Source organism: Bradyrhizobium betae (genome assembly GCF_050632175.1).
Taxonomy (GTDB): Bacteria; Pseudomonadota; Alphaproteobacteria; order Rhizobiales; family Xanthobacteraceae; genus Bradyrhizobium; species Bradyrhizobium betae_B.
The window spans coordinates 5,821,840-5,837,813 of the sequence record NZ_CP192576.1; the positions used below are offsets into that span (position 1 = coordinate 5,821,840).

Consider the following 15,974-nt stretch of genomic DNA (forward strand, 5'->3'; position numbering starts at 1 on the left):
TTTGCGACCAAGTGACCAAGTGAAACGAAGGCCAAGATGACCACGAGCGCCCAACAGAACCACCTCGTCGCGCTGTTCAAGGCCGCGACCGTCATTCCGGTCCTCACCATCGAGCGGATCCAGGACGCCGTGCCGCTGGCGCGTGCACTGGTCGCGGGCGGCATCCGCACGCTGGAGGTGACCATGCGGACCCCCGTCGCGATCGAGGCGGCAAGGGCGATGATGGCCGAGGTGCCCGAGGCGGTCGTCGGCATCGGCACGATTCTCAATCCGGCCGACTTTACCCGTGTCGAGAAGCTCGGCGTCGCGTTCGGCATCAGCCCGGGCCTGACCCCCGATCTCCTGAAGGCCGCCACCGACAGCTCCTTGCCGTTTGCACCCGGCATTGCCACCGCGTCAGAGCTGATGATGGCGCTGTCCTACGGCTTCGACGTCGCAAAATTCTTCCCGGCCGAGCAGGCAGGCGGCATCAAGAGCCTGCGTGCCCTCGGCGGCCCGTTCCCGAACGTACGGTTCTGCCCCACAGGCGGCGTCGGAGAGGCCAATGCGGCAACCTGGCTCGCCGAGCCCAATGTTGTCGCGGTCGGCGGTTCCTGGCTGTGCCCGGCCGCGGAGATCAAGGCCGGGAACTGGGCCGGCATAACTGCCATCTGCCAGCGCAGCCTCCAGGCCCTGAAAGCCGCGTGAAGTCTTGCCAGCCCTGCGCTAAGACTTAAGTCAGAACCAGATCAGACGACTCCAGGGAGAAGAGACCATGACCGCCAGCATCGTCGGATGGGCCCATACGCCGTTCGGCAAGTTCGATACCGAGACCGTGGAAAGCCTCGTGGTGAAGGTTGCCAACGAGGCGCTGGCGGATGCCGGCATTTCGGCCGGCGACGTCGACGAGATCGTGCTCGGCCATTTCAATGCCGGTTTCTCGCCGCAGGATTTTACGGCCTCGCTGGTGCTCCAGGCCGACCCGAAGCTGCGTTTCAAGCCGGCCACAAGGGTTGAGAATGCCTGCGCCACGGGCTCTGCCGCCGTGCATCAGGGCCTGCGCGCGATCGCCGCCGGGGCGGCCAAGATCGTTCTCGTCGTCGGCGTCGAGCAGATGACGCGCACGCCGGGCCCGGAGATCGGCAAGAACCTGCTCAAGGCGTCCTATCTGCCGGAGGACGGTGACACCGTGGGCGGCTTCGCCGGAGTGTTCGGCAAGATCGCCAGCTCCTATTTCCAGAAGTACGGCGACCAGTCCGATGCGCTGGCGCTGATCGCGGCCAAGAACCACAAGAACGGCGTCGCCAATCCCTTTGCCCAGATGCGCAAGGATTTCGGCTTCGACTTCTGCCGCGCCGAGAGCGAGAAGAACCCCTACGTTGCCGGCCCGCTGAAGCGCACCGACTGCTCGCTGGTCTCCGACGGCGCCGCGGCGCTGATCCTGGCCGATGCCGAGACCGCCAAGACCATGGGCAAGTCGATCGGCTTTCGCGCCACCGCGCATGCCCAGGACTTCCTGCCGATGTCCAAGCGCGACATCCTCCAGTTCGAGGGCTGCACCGTCGCCTGGCAGCGTGCGCTGGAGCAGGCGGGCGTGACGCTCTCCGATCTGTCCTTTGTCGAGACCCATGATTGCTTCACGGTCGCTGAGCTGATCGAGTACGAAGCGATGGGCCTGACGCCGAGGGGCAGGGCGCCCGCGCCATCAAGGAAGGCTGGACGCTCAAGGACGGCAAGCTGCCGGTCAATCCGTCCGGCGGCCTGAAGTCCAAGGGCCACCCGATCGGTGCTACCGGCGTCTCCATGCACGTGATGACCGCCATGCAGCTCGCAGGCCAGGCGCCCGAGGGCATGCAGCTGAAGAATGCGAAACTCGGCGGCATCTTCAACATGGGCGGCGCCGCGGTTGCCAACTACGTCTCCGTGCTGGAGCCGCTGAAGTAAGGTCAGTCCCGTAGTTCTGTAGGGTGGGCAAAGGCGCGAAAGCGCCGTGCCCACCACCTTCTTTGCGCTAGATCATGGTGGGCACGCTTCGCTTTGCCCACCCTACGGCTCCCAGGTGATTTGCGGAAAAGCATCATGAGCAATGACTACGAAGACTCGCTGTCGATGGACGCACTCAACGATCGCATCGCGATCCTCGAGGATAATATCAGGCAGCTGATCGAGCAGGCTGCGGCGGCCTCGGGCGAGCAGAGCGAGTCGCGCATTGCCGACCGCCTCAACCAGCAGAACGAAGACCTCGATCGCCTCATCAAGATCCGCGAATCCCGCCAGAAGAAATAGCCGCCGCATGGTCGCGCATGCGGCCATACCCCGGCTGGCCCTTGCGCGCATGGCGTGACTGCCCTTAGTTGGACCGAAATCGCGGGGCCGATCTGGCCTTGCGCAATCGGGAGCGAACGGATGGGGCCGCTGAAGGGCATCAAGGTCGTCGACATGACCACCGTGCTGATGGGGCCTTATGCGACCCAGATGCTCGGCGATTACGGTGCCGACGTGATCAAGGTCGAATCGCTCGACGGCGACGTCACCCGCCTGATTGGCCCGATGCGGCACACCGGAATGGGTCCGGTGTTCCTCAACACCAACCGCAGCAAGCGCTCGATCTGCCTCGACCTGAAGAAGCCTGCGGGGCGCGATGCCGTGCTGCGGCTGCTGAAGGATGCCGACGTTCTCGTCTACAACGTTCGCCCGCAGGCGATGGCGCGGCTTCAGCTCGGCTATGACGTCGTCTCGAAAGTCAATCCGCGCCTCGTCTATGCCGGCGTGTTCGGCTTCGGCCAGGACGGGCCCTATGCCTCCAAACCCGCTTATGACGATCTGATCCAGGGCGCCACGGCGCTGCCCGCGTTGATGGCGCAGACCGGCGACGGCGTGCCGCGCTACGTGCCGAACGCGCTGGTCGACCGCATCGTCGGCCTGACCGCCGTCGGCGCGATCTGTGCCAGTCTGGTGCATCGCGATCGCACCGGCCGCGGCCAGCGCGTCGACATACCGATGTTCGAGACCATGGCCGGCTTCGTCATGGGCGACCACATGGGCGGGCTCACATTCGAGCCGCCGCTCGACAAGGGCGGCTACGCCCGCCACCTCTCGCGCGACCGCAGGCCGTACAAGACGTCGGACGGCTATCTCAGCGTCATCGTCTATAACGACAAGCAGTGGGAGAATTTCTTCAAGGCGACGGGGCGCGACGATCTGCGCGCCGATCCGATGTTCGCGACTTTCGCCGGCCGTGCCGCCAACATCGATGTCGTCTATGCCGAACTCGCGCGCATTTTCGAGACCCGCACGACGGCAGAGTGGATCGACCTGCTGACCAAAGCCGATGTGCCTGTGATGCCGATGCATGATTTGCAGGGCGTGCTCCACGACGAGCATCTGGAGGCGACGAAGTTCTTTCCGGTCGTGAACCATCCGACCGAAGGAGCGATCCGCAGCATGAAGGTGACTGCGAGCTGGTCGGAGACCGAGGCGGAGCCCGCACGGCTGGCACCCCGGCTCAACGAGCACGGCGCGGAGATTCTGCGCGAGATCGGATACTCCCAGGACGAGATTGCTGCCATGGTCCGCGATGGCGTCACGCGTTCGGCGCCGGAGTAGGGCAACATGAGCTTCGTCACCGGCGTCGGCCTCACGCCTTATGGCAAACACGAGGGTTCATCCTCACTCGACCTGATGAGCAGGGCCGCGCAAGCCGCGCTCGACGATGCCGGGCTCAAGCGCGCCGACATCGACGGCATCCTCTGCGGCTATTCAACGGTCTCGCCGCACATCATGCTGGCGACCGTGTTCGCCGAGCATTTCGGTATCCGCCCGTCCTATGCTCACGCCGTCCAGGTCGGCGGCGCCACGGGGCTGGCGATGACCATGCTCGCGCATCATCTCGTCGAAGCAGGCGTTGCGCGCAACGTGCTCGTGGTCGCCGGCGAGAACCGTCTCACCGGACAGAGCCGCGACGCCTCGATCCAGGCGCTGGCGCAGGTCGGTCATCCCGACTACGAGGTGCCGCTCGGCCCGACCATTCCCGCCTATTACGGCCTCGTCGCCACGCGCTACATGCACGAATACGGCGTGACCGAAGAGGACCTTGCCGAGTTCGCGGTGCTGATGCGCAGCCACGCCAGCACCCATCCCGGTGCGCAATTCCACGATCCGATCACGGTCGCCGACGTGATGGCTTCGAAGCCGGTCGCCATGCCGCTCAAGCTGCTCGACTGCTGCCCGGTGTCCGATGGTGGCGCGGCGTTCGTGATCAGCCGCGAGCGGACCGGAGAAGCCGGCGTCCGCATCCGCGGCTGCGCGCAGGCCCATACCCACCAGCACGTCACGGCGGCGCCCGCGCTCAGCGAACTCGGCGCCGAGATTTCGATTGCGCGTGCGAAGGAGGCGACGGGCCTTGCGATCTCGGACGTGCGCTATGCCGCCATCTACGACAGCTTCACCATCACGCTCGCCATGCTGCTGGAAGACCTCGGCCTCGCCGGCCGCGGCGAGGCGGCGGCCCGCGTGCGATCAGGCCATTTCGGCCGCGACGGCGCCATGCCGCTCAACACCCATGGCGGGCTGCTCAGCTACGGCCATTGCGGCGTCGGCGGCGCGATGGCGCATCTTGTCGAGGCGCATTTGCAGATGACGGGCCGGGCGGCGGGAAGGCAGGTGCGCGACGCCTCGATCGCGCTGCTGCACGGCGACGGCGGCGTGCTGTCATCCCATGTCAGCATGTTCCTGGAGCGGGTGCGATGAGCGAGCGTCTGGTGGACTGGACCAAGGGCGCAGAAGCCATCATTTTTCAGACCTGCAACGCATGCGGCCATGTGCAGTATTTTCATCGCGCCTTCTGCGCAGCCTGCGGCGGCTCCGATCCGCGCGAGGCGCGCGCCAGCGGCAAGGGCAGCGTCTATGCGACCTCACTGGTCTGCCGCGCCGCCACGCCGGAGACGCGCGCGCACGTGCCCTACAACATCCTGCTGGTCGATTGCGCCGAGGGTTTTCGCATGATGGCGCATGGCGAGAAGGATCTCGCCATTGGTGACGAGGTCTGCGCGAAATTCGTAACCTTTGCCGGGAAAATCGTGCCGTATTTCACCAGGATCGACCGAGCGGAGAAGCCGTAAGATCCTGCACGGAATCCATCTCTGCCTTCTGCCCGCGACGCGGCATGCCGCTGCCGAGTTCGCGTTTGTGTTGCATAATAAGCGCAGACTCCAGGCGGATCAGCCGCTAGGTTCAAGCTTGGAATTCGGCCGGGAATTTTTGCGATGAAGACGTTGTTGCTCGTTTCGCTGCTTTCGTCGCTTGCCGTTTCAGCTTTTGCCGCCGACGTCCCGGTCCCGGCCTACAAGGCACCGGCCGCAACCGCGGTCTCCAGCGGCGGCTTTTACGCCTCGCTTGACGGTTCGTGGCAGCGCTTTGACCTGCCAAACTACGCCCTCGGCCACCATCTTCTCGCCTCCGGTACGCTTGCAGACGCCGGTGCGCTATCCCTCAGCCAGCGTCTCGATGGCTACCTGGTTCGCGGGGCGGTGGGATACTTCCTGCCTGTCACGCATACGGTATTCGGATCCAACACGCGGCTGGAAATTGGCGGATTCTATGGCCATGCTTCCGGCTCGGCGAGTGGCAGGGTCTCAACCGATGGTGGTGGCGTCGTCGGTCTGCTGCTGGGCGGCGTACCCAGTGCGGGTGGGGTGGCCTGTAATCCCGTTCAAGTCTGTACGATCAACGGGAATTCGGCGGCGGACTATGCCAGCTGGCAGATCCATGGGAGAGCCGCTGGCGATTATCGCGTCGGCGCGGTCTCGTTCACGCCTTCGCTGGCCGTGTTCGGCGGAGAGGCGCACAACAACCAATCGACAACCTCGGTTCTCTCACTGGCAACCCTCGCCGACCCTGCCCGCGTTTCAACCTACAACGCGAGCACGTCGCTCCGCTGGACCGACGTCGGAGCTCGGGCGGGGCTGGATTTGAAAGTCGCCGTGACTCCTGGGCGGAGATCGGCGTCGGCGGCTGGGCTGGCTTCGCCTCGCGCAGGGCGTCGCTCTCGGGTTCCGACATATACGTCGACAATATTCTTGGATTTTATAACGGCGCCAGCGCCCTATCCGGCATCGGAAGGAGTTCGACACCCTTCCTCGCCAACGCCGAAGCGGGGGTGGCGTTCAAGCCGCTGCCGGCTTTGATCGTGCGGGGGTTCGTCGGCGTGAATCACGACAGCCAGGCGCCTTCTGTTGCGCCTCCAACCATCGCTGCATTCGGAGGGACGACGTCGCCAGTCGGCATCTCGTTCGGTTCGCAAACCAGCTATTATGCCGGCGGCGGCCTGACATGGGCATTTGCCGCGATTCCGGCAGGAATGTCTGCTCTGGGTCGCTAGAGCGGACGTCCGTTGCGCTTCACCCTGCATCCCACCAGGGATCAGTCCTTTATCCGCTCGCATCAATCATGGCGGGATTCGTCATTCGGGGGCGGTCGAAAGGACCGAGCCTGGAACGGGAATTCTGGGCCTGGCTTGTGCGAGAGCCACCCCGGAATGACGAAAACTCTGACGCAACTCTTACTAACGCCCGTAAAACAAGATGCTGGCGATGACCAGCATCGCCGTCACCGCCAGCATATGCGCGAGCGCTCCCGAGGCCGCCCCCTTGGTGGCTTCCTTCATGCCTTTTCTCCCTAGACTTGGGCGTGACTCATCGTTGCGCGCGCTGCGCACCCGACGGCCAATTGTTTTTACTCGGAACACCCCACTTCGAGTATCCGCTGCAATGTGTCCCCATGCTGCGAATATCGACTGTGCCAAGGTCGATCAGCAATGCGGCGGCATTTTGACTCGATCATGTTGCTCCCAAGGTTGCGCGCGCATAGAGTTTCCCGGGACCTATTCCGGCAACGACAAAGAGCATCAAAAGCCCAAGGCAGAGAAAACTCAGGAAAATCATGGCCCGCATCGACTACAGCGACCCGTCCAAGGCATCGGACCGTACCCGCGAAATCCTCGACAAGAACCGCAATGCCAACATCTTCCGGATGATGTCGCATTCGCCGAGTTATTTCGAGCAGTATTGCCGCCTCGGCGGCGCCATCCGCCACAAGGGCGAACTCGATCCGGTCGTGCGCGAACTCGCGATCACGCGCACGGGCATTCTGTGCGAGGCACCGTACGAGATCGTCGCGCACAAGCGCATCGGCAAGAATGTCGGCGTCACCGACGAGCAGAACGAGGCGCTCGAGAACTGGCAGGCCGCGACCTGCTTCAATGAATTGCAGCGCGCCGCGCTCGCCTTCACCGACGAGATCGTCAAGCTGAGGAAGCCGACCGATGCGACCTTCAAGGCGATCGCGGCAAAGCTGACGCCGGCCGCGCTGGTCGAGCTTCAGCTCTCGGTCGGATTCTACATCATGACGTCGAAGTTTTTGGAGACGTTCGAGATTGATCTCCAGCCAGTCACCGAAGTGGTGGGCTGAAGAGAGCGCGAGCTTTCTCCGCATACTCCGTCATTGCGAGCGCAGCGAAGCAATCCAGAATCTTTCCGGGAGGTAGTCTGGATTGCTTCGTCGCAAGAGCTTCTCGCAATGACGCGGGAGAGGGGGCCACAAAGCTCACGTCGATGTCAAAATATCCACCTTGGCGTTGGCGACGATCAGGCGGTCGGCGAGGAGCAGCGCAAGGTTGCGCATGACACGCTCGCTGGCGCGCGGGTGCTGCCTGCGGAAACGCTCAAAATCCTTCAGGGGGACCTCGAACGCGGTCGCCGCCATGTCTGCGAAGACGTCGGCGGAGCGTGTGGTCTCGATCAGCGCCATCTCACCGAACGCCATGCCGGCGGTGAGCGTCGCCAGCCGCACGCCGTCAGGCAGGGTGACATGCACGGCGCCGCTGCGCAGGAAGAACAGGGAATCGGCGGGGTCGCCGGTGGTGAGAATCCTCGCGCCGGATTGATAGGTCCGGATGCTGCAGATCGAGGCGAGGTCGGTCAGCTCTTCCTCGCTGAGGCCCTCGAGCAGCGGCTGCTCGGACAACTCGGTGGTTTCGTGGAAGTCGATCGAGCCGCCATAGCGGTAGACGATCTGGTCCTCGGCCCATTCGATCGCGGTGTCGAGCAGGTAGAAGTCGCGGACGTTCTTCAGCTCCGCGGTCCACTCCCGCAGCGTGTTCCATTCCTTCGACGCGCGCCTGACGCCTGACAGCACCACCGTCACGTTCAGCGCGGCGAGTTCTTCGAACGCTTCGGCCACGAGTCGCGCGCCGGCGCGCGTGGTGGAGGTGACACGATGCAGATCGAAGATCACGAATTGCGGCCGAGGCCGTCCAGCGAGCCGCCGGGAAACGTAGTCGACCGCCGACAGCGACAGCGTGCCGACCAGCTCGATGATCCGCACCTCCTGCTCATGGGCGGCGAGGATATCGCGCTCCTGCGGGCGGCGGACGCGGCGGGACGGGCTCTTTCCGATGTCGTAATCGGCGATGACGGCATTGCGCGCGTCGTCGCTGCGGTTGAGCATGTGGAGGTCGTAGTGCGAGGACAGCGCCTCGCAGACCTTGATGCCGCGCACGCTGTTGCCGTGCTTGTCGAGTTTTGGCGAATAGCTGCCGAGGCCGAGCCGGGCGGGCAGCGCCGCCAGGATGCCGCCGCCGACGCCGCTCTTGGCGGGAATGCCGATCCGGTAGATCCATTCGCCGGCATAGTCGTACATGCCTGATGACGTCATCACCGAGAGCGTGCGCGAGATCGCGTAAGCGCTCATCACTTGTTCGCCCGTGACCGGGTTGATGCCGCGGTTGGCGAGCGTTGCCGCCATCACGGCGATGTCGCGCGCCGTGACCAGCACCGCGCATTGCCGGAAATAGACGTCGAGCACGCCGGCGACATTGTCTGAGATCACGGCGTTGGTCTTGAGGAGATAGCCGATGGCGCGGTTGCGGTCGCCGGTCTGGCTCTCGGACGTGTAGACGGCCTCGTCAACGGCGAGGTCGCGCCCCGCAAAGCGGCTGAGCGCGAGCCGGATCTGCTCGAAGGCATCCGCGCCCTTGCTGTCGTAGATCAGCCCGGTGCAGGCGATCGCGCCGGCATTGACCATGGGGTTGAACGGATGGTTGTCGGAATTGAGCCGGATCGAGTTGAAGGGATCGCCCGAGGGCTCGACGCCGATCGCGCTCTCGACCCGGCCGGCGCCGAGAAGATCCAGGGCCAGCGCGAACACGAACGGTTTGGACATCGACTGGATGGTGAAGGGCACCCGGGAGTCGCCGACCTCGTAGACATGGCCATCGAGCGTGGCGAGGCTGATGCCAAAATAGGCAGGGTCGGCCTTTCCGAGCTCGGGGATGTAGTCGGCGACGTGGCCCGAGGTTTCGGCCGAGAATTCGTTGAGACAGGTGTCGAGAAACCGCAGCAGCGGCGGTTTCGAGCGGGTCCAGGCGGAGGCGGGCGGCGATGTCATCGCCTCCCTTGTGCAACGCAATCAGGGTACGCGCAACCCGTTCGGAATCGGGCTTTGCCGCCTGACCAGCACGAGCGCGACCAGGACCGTTGGCATGAGGATGCCGAGACCGAGCATCGTCACCTGGATCTGCGACAGCGGCATGATCCCGCCGCCCGGGGTTGCCACCACGAAGCCGCCGATCACCAGCAGCACCCGCAAGGGCCATTCCAGCGCGCCGGCCCCCCGCAGATCGCCGACGAACGGCTGATATCCCTGGATGCCGCCGCAGATGAACAGCGTCCCGAACGCGGCGAGCGCCATCAGGCCGAGACCGACGAGATAGGGGCTCGGTCCTTGCAACACCAGAGCCGGATTGAGCACGAAGAAGAACGGGATGAAATAGATGATGCTGCCGACCCACATCGATTCCCAACCCGTCTTCATCGCCGGCGAACCGGCGATGCCGGCGGCCGCGAAAGAGGCAATGGCGACCGGCGGCGTGATCGACGACAGCATTCCCCAGTAGAAGATGAACATGTGCACGGCCATCCTGTTGAGCCCGAGCTTCTCCAGCGCGGGTGCGACCAGGATGGCCAGGAAGATGTAGCAGGCCGTCGTCGTCAGCCCGAGGCCGAGAATGAGGCTGGTGAGGGCGCACATGCCGAGCAGCAGGAGCGGATTGTCGCCGGCAATCTGGAGGAGGTCGTTGGCAAGGCTCGACACCACGCCGGTCATCGAGAAGGCGCCGATCAAAAGGCCGCAGCCGGCGAGGATGCCGACCAACTCGACGAAGGTGCGGCCGTTGACCTCCAGGAATTTGCCGATGGTTGCGAGCGTCCAGCGCGTGTCCTTGGAGAAGAGCTGATTGAGCACGAGCAGCAGCGCAGTGGCGAAGAACGGCGCGTGGCTCTCGCGCTTGAAGTAGAGCAGCATCACGACCAGCAGCGCGATGACGAAGACGTAGTACCAGCCGTCCCTGATCGTATCCATGATCCGCGGCAGCTCGGCGCGCGGAATTCCCTTCAGTCCGTGCCGCGCGGCGTAAGAATCGACCTGCATGAACAGGCCGATGTAATAGAGCGTGGCGGGAATGATCGCAGCGAGCGCGACGTCGGCATAGCTGACATTGAGGAACTGGGCGATCACGAAGGCGGTGGCGCCCATCACCGGCGGCGCCAGCACCGCGCCTGTGGAGGCGCAGGCCTCGATCGCGCCGGCATAGGACGCGCGAAAGCCGCTCTTCTTCATCACGGGAATGGTCATGGTGCCCGCGGTGAGCACGTTGGAGATGATCGAGCCCGACATCATGCCGAGCAGGCCGCTGGCGAAGATGCAGACCTTCGCCGCGCCGCCGCGGAACGTGCCGCACAGCGCGAAGGCAAGGTTGATGAAGAACTTTCCGGCGCCCGTCATCATCAGCGCGGTGCCGAACACCAGGAAGCCGATCACGGTGTCGGCGAAGGCCTGGATGGGAATACCGAGCAGGCTCTCGCCCGACAGCACGTGATAGGCGGTCGCCTGCTCCAGCGTCGACTGCGTGCCGCGGAATGGCCCGAGCCAACCTGATTCCGCGAACAGCGGATAGACGGTGAAGGGAAACACGCTGAGCAGCAGGCTCCAGCCGCCGGTGCGGCGCAGTGCCTCCATCAGCATCGCCCACATGACGAGGCCTGCGGCAATCACATTGTTGGGCGCGCCGCCGAATTCCCAGCCGGCCTCCGCCGCCTTGCGCACGTTCGACATCAGCATCAGCGCGGCGGCGAACGTCGCGACGAAGAAGAGGAGGTCATACCAGGGGATGCGGTCGAGCGGCGCGCGCTCCGTGCCCGGAAAGACCAGGAACGTGAACGGCAGCATCAGCGCAATCAGGAGATAGAAATACTCGGTGTTGAGCTGGGTGTAGCCAATGAAGAAGCGCAGCGAGAATTGCTGATTGATGCACAGCAGGATCGTCGCCGCGGTCGCAGCCACCAGCAGCCAGCGCCATGCACCGCGAAGCGTGCGAACGCGCGTGACCTCGGCTTCCTGCATGTTGCCGGCGGCGCCATGCGGATCGTCGAACACGATCCGCTTGGCCTCGTCCTGCGGGGCGGTGGAGATTGAAGCAGACATGATCGACCCCGCGCGTGGGCTGGTAACAATCGGCTAACGAGAAGTAGCAGTTGATTGAGACGAGGGCAGCCGCGCGCTCCAGAGCCTCTCCCGCTTGCGGGAGAGGTCGCCGCGAAGCGGCGGGTGAGGGCTTTCTCCTCTGGGGAAATCCCGCTGTGGAGACACCCTCCACCGCAAGCGGGGAGGGAGCACACCTCACGTGTCGCAGCCAACAAGCCCATCTGGTTTTTATTCCTCGAACCCGTTCGGCATGTCGGCTTTGGCCAGCGCCGCGGCGCGCGCCTTCATCCAGCCGTCGAGGAACGCCTTGTCATCCGCCGGCGGATTGGACTTGCCGTAATCGGCCCAGGCCGCGCCGAGCACCTCCTGCCGCTTGATCAGCTTATTGTTGTGCGCGTCCTGCGCGTCGTTCCATTGCCCGGCTTCCTTCAGGGCCTTCACTGCGCCGGGATGCACGGGCACCACCCAGTTCTTGGTCTGGCGGTCGGCACCAAGTCCACCGGCGCCGGGCGCGGAGTCCTTGTAGGAGTCGTAGTTGACGATCATCGCCTTCGTCATCGCATAGACCTGATCGGCCGGTTGCGAGGCATAGGCGACGAAGATCGGGTAGGGATAGTTGCCGAGCTCGATCGGCTTCTCGGGCGTGATGCCCGCGCCGCAGGTGGCGGTCTGCGGGAAGAAGAACGAGCCGACTTTCTGCATTCGCGCCCAGCCTTCCTTGTCCTTGGCGGGCAGCGGCGGCCAGACCAGTCCGCGCGGCGAGGTCTCGGCTTCCTTGGCGGGACCGGTGATGGTGGTGCCGAAGGCCGCATCGGTGTCGTTGTTGATCAGGCCTTTCCACATCGCGCCGTAGCTGGCGAATTCGACGACCTTGACGTCCTTCTGCGTCAGTCCCGCGAAGGCGAGCACCGCCAGCGAGTTCTGGTTCAGGGCCGGTGAGCCCACGACGAATCCGACGCGCTTGCCTTTGAGGTCCTTCAGCTCCTTCACGCCAGTATCCGCTGCGACGCCGAGCGTGCCGCAATTGCAGTCGACGGACGAGAGCATGATCTGAAGCGGTTGCGGGCCCCATTCCCTGGAGCCGAACTCGAACACGCCTTCCTGCGCGAAATAGGTCCCTGATCCCATCGCGGCAGACGCCGCGCGCTTGGCGCGCAGCGGCGCAAGACGAGCGACATCGTTGCCTGCGGGGAGCACGCGCACGTCGGTGCTGTATTTGTCCTTCATCATCTTGCCGACGCCGACCGCGATATTGAAGCCGGCGGTGCCGGTGTCATAGGCGGTGAACGTCAATGTCGCCGGCAGCTTGATGTCATCGGCGAATGCATAGCGTGTAGACACAAAAGAAGCGCCCGCAACCAAGGCAGGCGCGAGCATGATCAGCCCACGAAGCATGTTTCCCTCCACGATCTCCGCCTTTTTCCGCGGAGATTTTCGTTCTTTGTTTGAAACAGTTTTTTATTCGAGTCGATCATGTCACCGCGATCGAGCGATGGCAACGTCGTACCGGGAACGCAGCAATGAAGCAGACACATTGTCGCGGAAATGAAGAAGAATGCAGTCAGTTCGCGATCATCGCGATCGCCTGTCCTTCGGCCACGACGTCGTCGAGCTTGACGAGTAGCGACGTGATCGTGCCGCTCGCGGGCGACGGCACGGGGATCTCCATCTTCATCGCTTCGACGACTACAATTTCATCGCCATCTGCAACAGTTCCTCCAACTTGCACGGGAGTTGCGCAGATGCGACCCGCGATCTCCGTGACGATCTTAATTTCTGGCATGCCATCGCCTTTTTGTTGTCGTTGCAAAATGAGTGAGGTAGCGTCGTCTGCAAGTGGAATTTAATTCCGCACAGCGGAACAACTGGTAGGGAACATGGGACGACGTTCGGAGCGGTTGAGTAGGCAAGGTGCACTCGCTGGCGACGCCGGCGAGGGCGATGTCATCCAGGTGGTGTCGCGCGCGTTCGACGTGTTGCGATGCTTCGAGGGCCACGAGGCTCGACCTCGGCAATCTCGAGATTTCAAATCGGTGCGGTCTGCCGCGCTCGACGGTGTCGCGGCTCACGCACACGCTGACGCGGATGGGACAGCTCGTCTATCTGCCGCGCGATCAGAAGTATCGCATCGGCCCGAGCGCGGTGGCGATGAGCGCCTCGATGATGAAGGGCGCGCAGCTCCGCAGCATGATCCGCCAGCGACTCCAGGAAGTCGCCGAGCAATTGCCTGGTACGGTCGGCTTCGTCGTGCCGGATCGGCTTCATCTCGTCTATCTCCAGTTCGCGCGCTCCGCCGCCGCGCTCGGTCTGCACGAGGGCACCGGCAGCCGCATTTCGATGGCCTCGACCGCGGCGGGCGCGGCCTACACGGCTGCTTTGTCGCCGGAAGTCGGCGATGCCTTCGTCAACGACATGGAGCGGGATGCCCCCGAAGCTGCAAAAATCCTGCGGCCCCGCATGGAAGCTAACCGGCAGTCGCTGCGCGAGCGGGGCTATGTCGTGGCCTGCGGCTTGTGGAGTCCGCACATCAACGGGCTCGCGGTGCCGATCTGGTCGCCGCAGTACCAGACCTTCGTGGTGATCACGATCGGCCTTCTGGCGGCGATGTATGACGAGCAGCGTCTGCATGCCGAAGTCGCGCCGCTGATGGTCGCGCTCGGCCGCTCGCTCGGCAGCCTGATGGAAGGCGCGGAAGGCGACGTCTTCAACGCCCGTATCCCGCGCAAACCGGTCGCAATAGCCGTGCATAACAATAACAAGCCGATCAATTCGGAGGGAGTGAATGAACTGGAAGCCGGAACTCGACGAGCTCGCCCGGCGCGAAGCCTTCGCGCGGGAGATGGGCGGCGTTGACAAGGTCAAGCGTCAGCATGACCAGGGCCGACTGACTGTTCGGGAGCGTATCGACAAGCTGACTGACAGAGGCAGCTTTCACGAGATCGGTGCCGTCTCCGGCATCGGTGAGTACGATAGCAGCGGCGAGTTGCAGAAACTGACGCCGGCGAACTGCGTGTTCGGCCGCGGACGCATCGACGGCCGCACCGTGGTCGTGGTCGGCGACGACTTCACTGTGCGCGGCGGCTCGGCGGATGCGTCGATCTCGGCCAAGCCGCTGATGGCGGAGGAGATGGCGCACGACTTCCGCCTGCCCATCATCCGCATCATCGAAGGCTCCGGCGGCGGCGGCTCGGTCAAGACCATCGAAACCAAGGGCGCGGCGAATCTGCCGGGAGGCATCGGCGGCACCCGCTGGTATCGCTTCACGACAGAAAACCTGTCGCGCGTTCCCGTGGTAGCGCTCGGCCTCGGCTCGGTTGCCGGCCTTGGCGCCGCGCGTCTGGCCGCCAGCCATTATTCCATCATGACAAGGAAGTCCGCGATGTTTGTCGCAGGCCCGCCCGTGGTGAAGGCGCTGGGGCAGGACCTGACGAAGGAAGAACTCGGCGGCGCCGACATCCAGACCCGCGCCGGAGCGGTCGATCATGCCGTCGACACGGAAGAAGAGGCGTTCGCCTGCGCACGGCGTTTCCTCTCTTATCTGCCGTCATCGGTCTACGAGCTGCCGCCGACTTTGCCTTGCGCCGACAATCCCGAGCGCAGCGAAGAAGCGCTGATGAACGCGGTGCCGCGCAACCGCAAGCAGGTCTACAAGATCCGGCCGATCATCGAGTCTGTCATGGACAAGGGCTCGTTCTTCGAGGTCGGCAAGAATTTCGGCAAGCCGATCATCGTTGGTCTCGCCCGTCTTGAGGGCAGGGCGGTGATGGTGCTGGCCAGCGACAGTTTCCACTACGGCGGCTCATGGACCGCAGATGCCTGCCAGAAGGTGGTGCGCTGGGTCGACTTCGCCGAGACCTTCCATCTGCCGATCGTCTATCTCATGGATTGCCCCGGCTTCATGATCGGCCTCGATGCCGAAAAGGCGGGCACCATCCGCCACGGCGTTCGCGTCATGACCGCTGTCAACCAGACCACGGTGCCCTGGTGCACGGTGATCCTGCGCAACGCCTTCGGCGTCGCCGGCGTGGTGCATCAGCCGGCGGACCGCTTCTCGATCCGCTACGCCTGGCCGTCGGCCTATTGGGGCTCGCTGCCGCTCGAAGGCGGCATCGAAGCCGCCTACCGCGCCGACATCGATGCTGCCGAGGACAAGGCAGGCAAGCTGAAGGAGATCGAGGAGCGCCTCAACAAGCTGCGCTCTCCGTTCCGCTCGGCCGAAAAGTTCTGGGTCGAGGAGATCATCGATCCCAGGAAGACGAGGTCGCTGCTGTGCGAGTTTGCGCGGCTCGCTGAGCCGCTGCGCAAGGCGGGGCCACCGGAGAACATGACGATCAGGCCGTAGCTCGCGATCGCTGCGAGCTGCTGGTGTCGGCTTTCGACCCGATTGCGCCTGGGCAGAATTGATCCAGCGCAATGCCACGCGTCCAATTCTCTGCGAACGTCTCGCTCTTAAAAGG

At 64.1% G+C, this 15,974-nt stretch carries 12 protein-coding genes and 2 pseudogenes; 10 read left to right on the forward strand and 4 right to left on the reverse strand.

Features of this window, described 5'->3' with window-relative positions; translation table 11 throughout:
* Window positions 1-36: 36 nt before the first annotated feature.
* The 8 genes and pseudogenes from eda (at window position 37) to ACQ86E_RS27935 (ending at window position 7,446) form a co-directional block, all read left to right on the forward strand.
* Window positions 37-687 (forward strand): bifunctional 4-hydroxy-2-oxoglutarate aldolase/2-dehydro-3-deoxy-phosphogluconate aldolase, encoded by a 651-nt coding sequence (eda, locus tag ACQ86E_RS27900; protein ID WP_431202715.1) that lies wholly within the window; start codon window positions 37-39, stop codon window positions 685-687.
* A 67-nt stretch (window positions 688-754) separates the two neighbouring features.
* Window positions 755-1,923 (forward strand): annotated as a pseudogene (locus ACQ86E_RS27905) (acetyl-CoA acetyltransferase).
* Window positions 1,924-2,058: 135 nt separating this feature from the next.
* Window positions 2,059-2,265, forward strand: coding sequence for a hypothetical protein (locus ACQ86E_RS27910; RefSeq protein WP_431202716.1), 207 nt, complete (start codon window positions 2,059-2,061; stop codon window positions 2,263-2,265).
* Window positions 2,266-2,385: 120 nt separating this feature from the next.
* Window positions 2,386-3,585: a CaiB/BaiF CoA transferase family protein gene (locus ACQ86E_RS27915; protein WP_431202717.1), complete on the forward strand. Its 1,200-nt coding sequence runs from the start codon at window positions 2,386-2,388 to the stop codon at window positions 3,583-3,585.
* Window positions 3,586-3,591: 6 nt separating this feature from the next.
* Entirely contained in the window at window positions 3,592-4,728 is a 1,137-nt protein-coding gene (locus ACQ86E_RS27920) for a thiolase family protein (protein ID WP_431202718.1), read from the forward strand.
* Window positions 4,725-5,099: a Zn-ribbon domain-containing OB-fold protein gene (locus ACQ86E_RS27925; RefSeq protein ID WP_431202719.1), complete on the forward strand. Its 375-nt coding sequence runs from the start codon at window positions 4,725-4,727 to the stop codon at window positions 5,097-5,099. Before ACQ86E_RS27920 ends, ACQ86E_RS27925 begins: the two co-directional genes overlap by 4 nt.
* A gap of 144 nt (window positions 5,100-5,243) precedes the next feature.
* Entirely contained in the window at window positions 5,244-6,164 is a 921-nt protein-coding gene (locus ACQ86E_RS27930; RefSeq protein WP_431202720.1) for a hypothetical protein, read from the forward strand.
* A 754-nt stretch (window positions 6,165-6,918) separates the two neighbouring features.
* The gene (locus tag ACQ86E_RS27935) at window positions 6,919-7,446 is read left to right on the forward strand and encodes a carboxymuconolactone decarboxylase family protein (protein WP_431202721.1); all 528 of its coding nucleotides are present in this window, start codon (window positions 6,919-6,921) and stop codon (window positions 7,444-7,446) included.
* Between the two features lie 135 nt (window positions 7,447-7,581).
* Here ACQ86E_RS27935 and glsA read toward each other — a convergent pair whose 3' ends face one another.
* From glsA to ACQ86E_RS27955, 4 genes are all read right to left on the reverse strand, one after another.
* A complete protein-coding gene (gene glsA, locus ACQ86E_RS27940; RefSeq protein WP_431202722.1) occupies window positions 7,582-9,423 on the reverse strand; it encodes a glutaminase A in 1,842 nt (613 codons plus the stop codon).
* Between the two features lie 21 nt (window positions 9,424-9,444).
* Entirely contained in the window at window positions 9,445-11,517 is a 2,073-nt protein-coding gene (locus ACQ86E_RS27945; protein ID WP_431202723.1) for a TRAP transporter permease, read from the reverse strand.
* Window positions 11,518-11,745: 228 nt separating this feature from the next.
* Window positions 11,746-12,912 carry a TAXI family TRAP transporter solute-binding subunit gene (locus tag ACQ86E_RS27950; RefSeq protein WP_431202724.1) on the reverse strand — a complete coding sequence of 389 codons (1,167 nt, stop codon included), beginning with the start codon at window positions 12,910-12,912 and terminating at the stop codon, window positions 11,746-11,748.
* A 166-nt stretch (window positions 12,913-13,078) separates the two neighbouring features.
* Window positions 13,079-13,300: an acetyl-CoA carboxylase biotin carboxyl carrier protein subunit gene (locus ACQ86E_RS27955; RefSeq protein ID WP_431202725.1), complete on the reverse strand. Its 222-nt coding sequence runs from the start codon at window positions 13,298-13,300 to the stop codon at window positions 13,079-13,081.
* 94 nt (window positions 13,301-13,394) lie between these two features.
* Here ACQ86E_RS27955 and ACQ86E_RS27960 point away from each other — a divergent pair.
* Together ACQ86E_RS27960 and ACQ86E_RS27965 are read left to right on the forward strand one after the other, a co-directional pair.
* A pseudogene (locus tag ACQ86E_RS27960) lies at window positions 13,395-14,370 on the forward strand (IclR family transcriptional regulator).
* The gene (locus tag ACQ86E_RS27965) at window positions 14,300-15,859 is read left to right on the forward strand and encodes an acyl-CoA carboxylase subunit beta (protein WP_431202726.1); all 1,560 of its coding nucleotides are present in this window, start codon (window positions 14,300-14,302) and stop codon (window positions 15,857-15,859) included. Before ACQ86E_RS27960 ends, ACQ86E_RS27965 begins: the two are co-directional and overlap by 71 nt.
* Window positions 15,860-15,974 lie beyond the last annotated feature (115 nt).

Coding starts and splice junctions, on each gene's coding strand:
- eda (WP_431202715.1), top strand. CDS start 37: ATGACCACGAGCGCCCAACAGAACCACCTCGTCGCGCTGTTCAAGGCC.
- ACQ86E_RS27910 (WP_431202716.1), top strand. CDS start 2,059: ATGAGCAATGACTACGAAGACTCGCTGTCGATGGACGCACTCAACGAT.
- ACQ86E_RS27915 (WP_431202717.1), top strand. CDS start 2,386: ATGGGGCCGCTGAAGGGCATCAAGGTCGTCGACATGACCACCGTGCTG.
- ACQ86E_RS27920 (WP_431202718.1), top strand. CDS start 3,592: ATGAGCTTCGTCACCGGCGTCGGCCTCACGCCTTATGGCAAACACGAG.
- ACQ86E_RS27925 (WP_431202719.1), top strand. CDS start 4,725: ATGAGCGAGCGTCTGGTGGACTGGACCAAGGGCGCAGAAGCCATCATT.
- ACQ86E_RS27930 (WP_431202720.1), top strand. CDS start 5,244: ATGAAGACGTTGTTGCTCGTTTCGCTGCTTTCGTCGCTTGCCGTTTCA.
- ACQ86E_RS27935 (WP_431202721.1), top strand. CDS start 6,919: ATGGCCCGCATCGACTACAGCGACCCGTCCAAGGCATCGGACCGTACC.
- glsA (WP_431202722.1), bottom strand. CDS start 9,423: ATGACATCGCCGCCCGCCTCCGCCTGGACCCGCTCGAAACCGCCGCTG.
- ACQ86E_RS27945 (WP_431202723.1), bottom strand. CDS start 11,517: ATGTCTGCTTCAATCTCCACCGCCCCGCAGGACGAGGCCAAGCGGATC.
- ACQ86E_RS27950 (WP_431202724.1), bottom strand. CDS start 12,912: ATGCTTCGTGGGCTGATCATGCTCGCGCCTGCCTTGGTTGCGGGCGCT.
- ACQ86E_RS27955 (WP_431202725.1), bottom strand. CDS start 13,300: ATGCCAGAAATTAAGATCGTCACGGAGATCGCGGGTCGCATCTGCGCA.
- ACQ86E_RS27965 (WP_431202726.1), top strand. CDS start 14,300: ATGAACTGGAAGCCGGAACTCGACGAGCTCGCCCGGCGCGAAGCCTTC.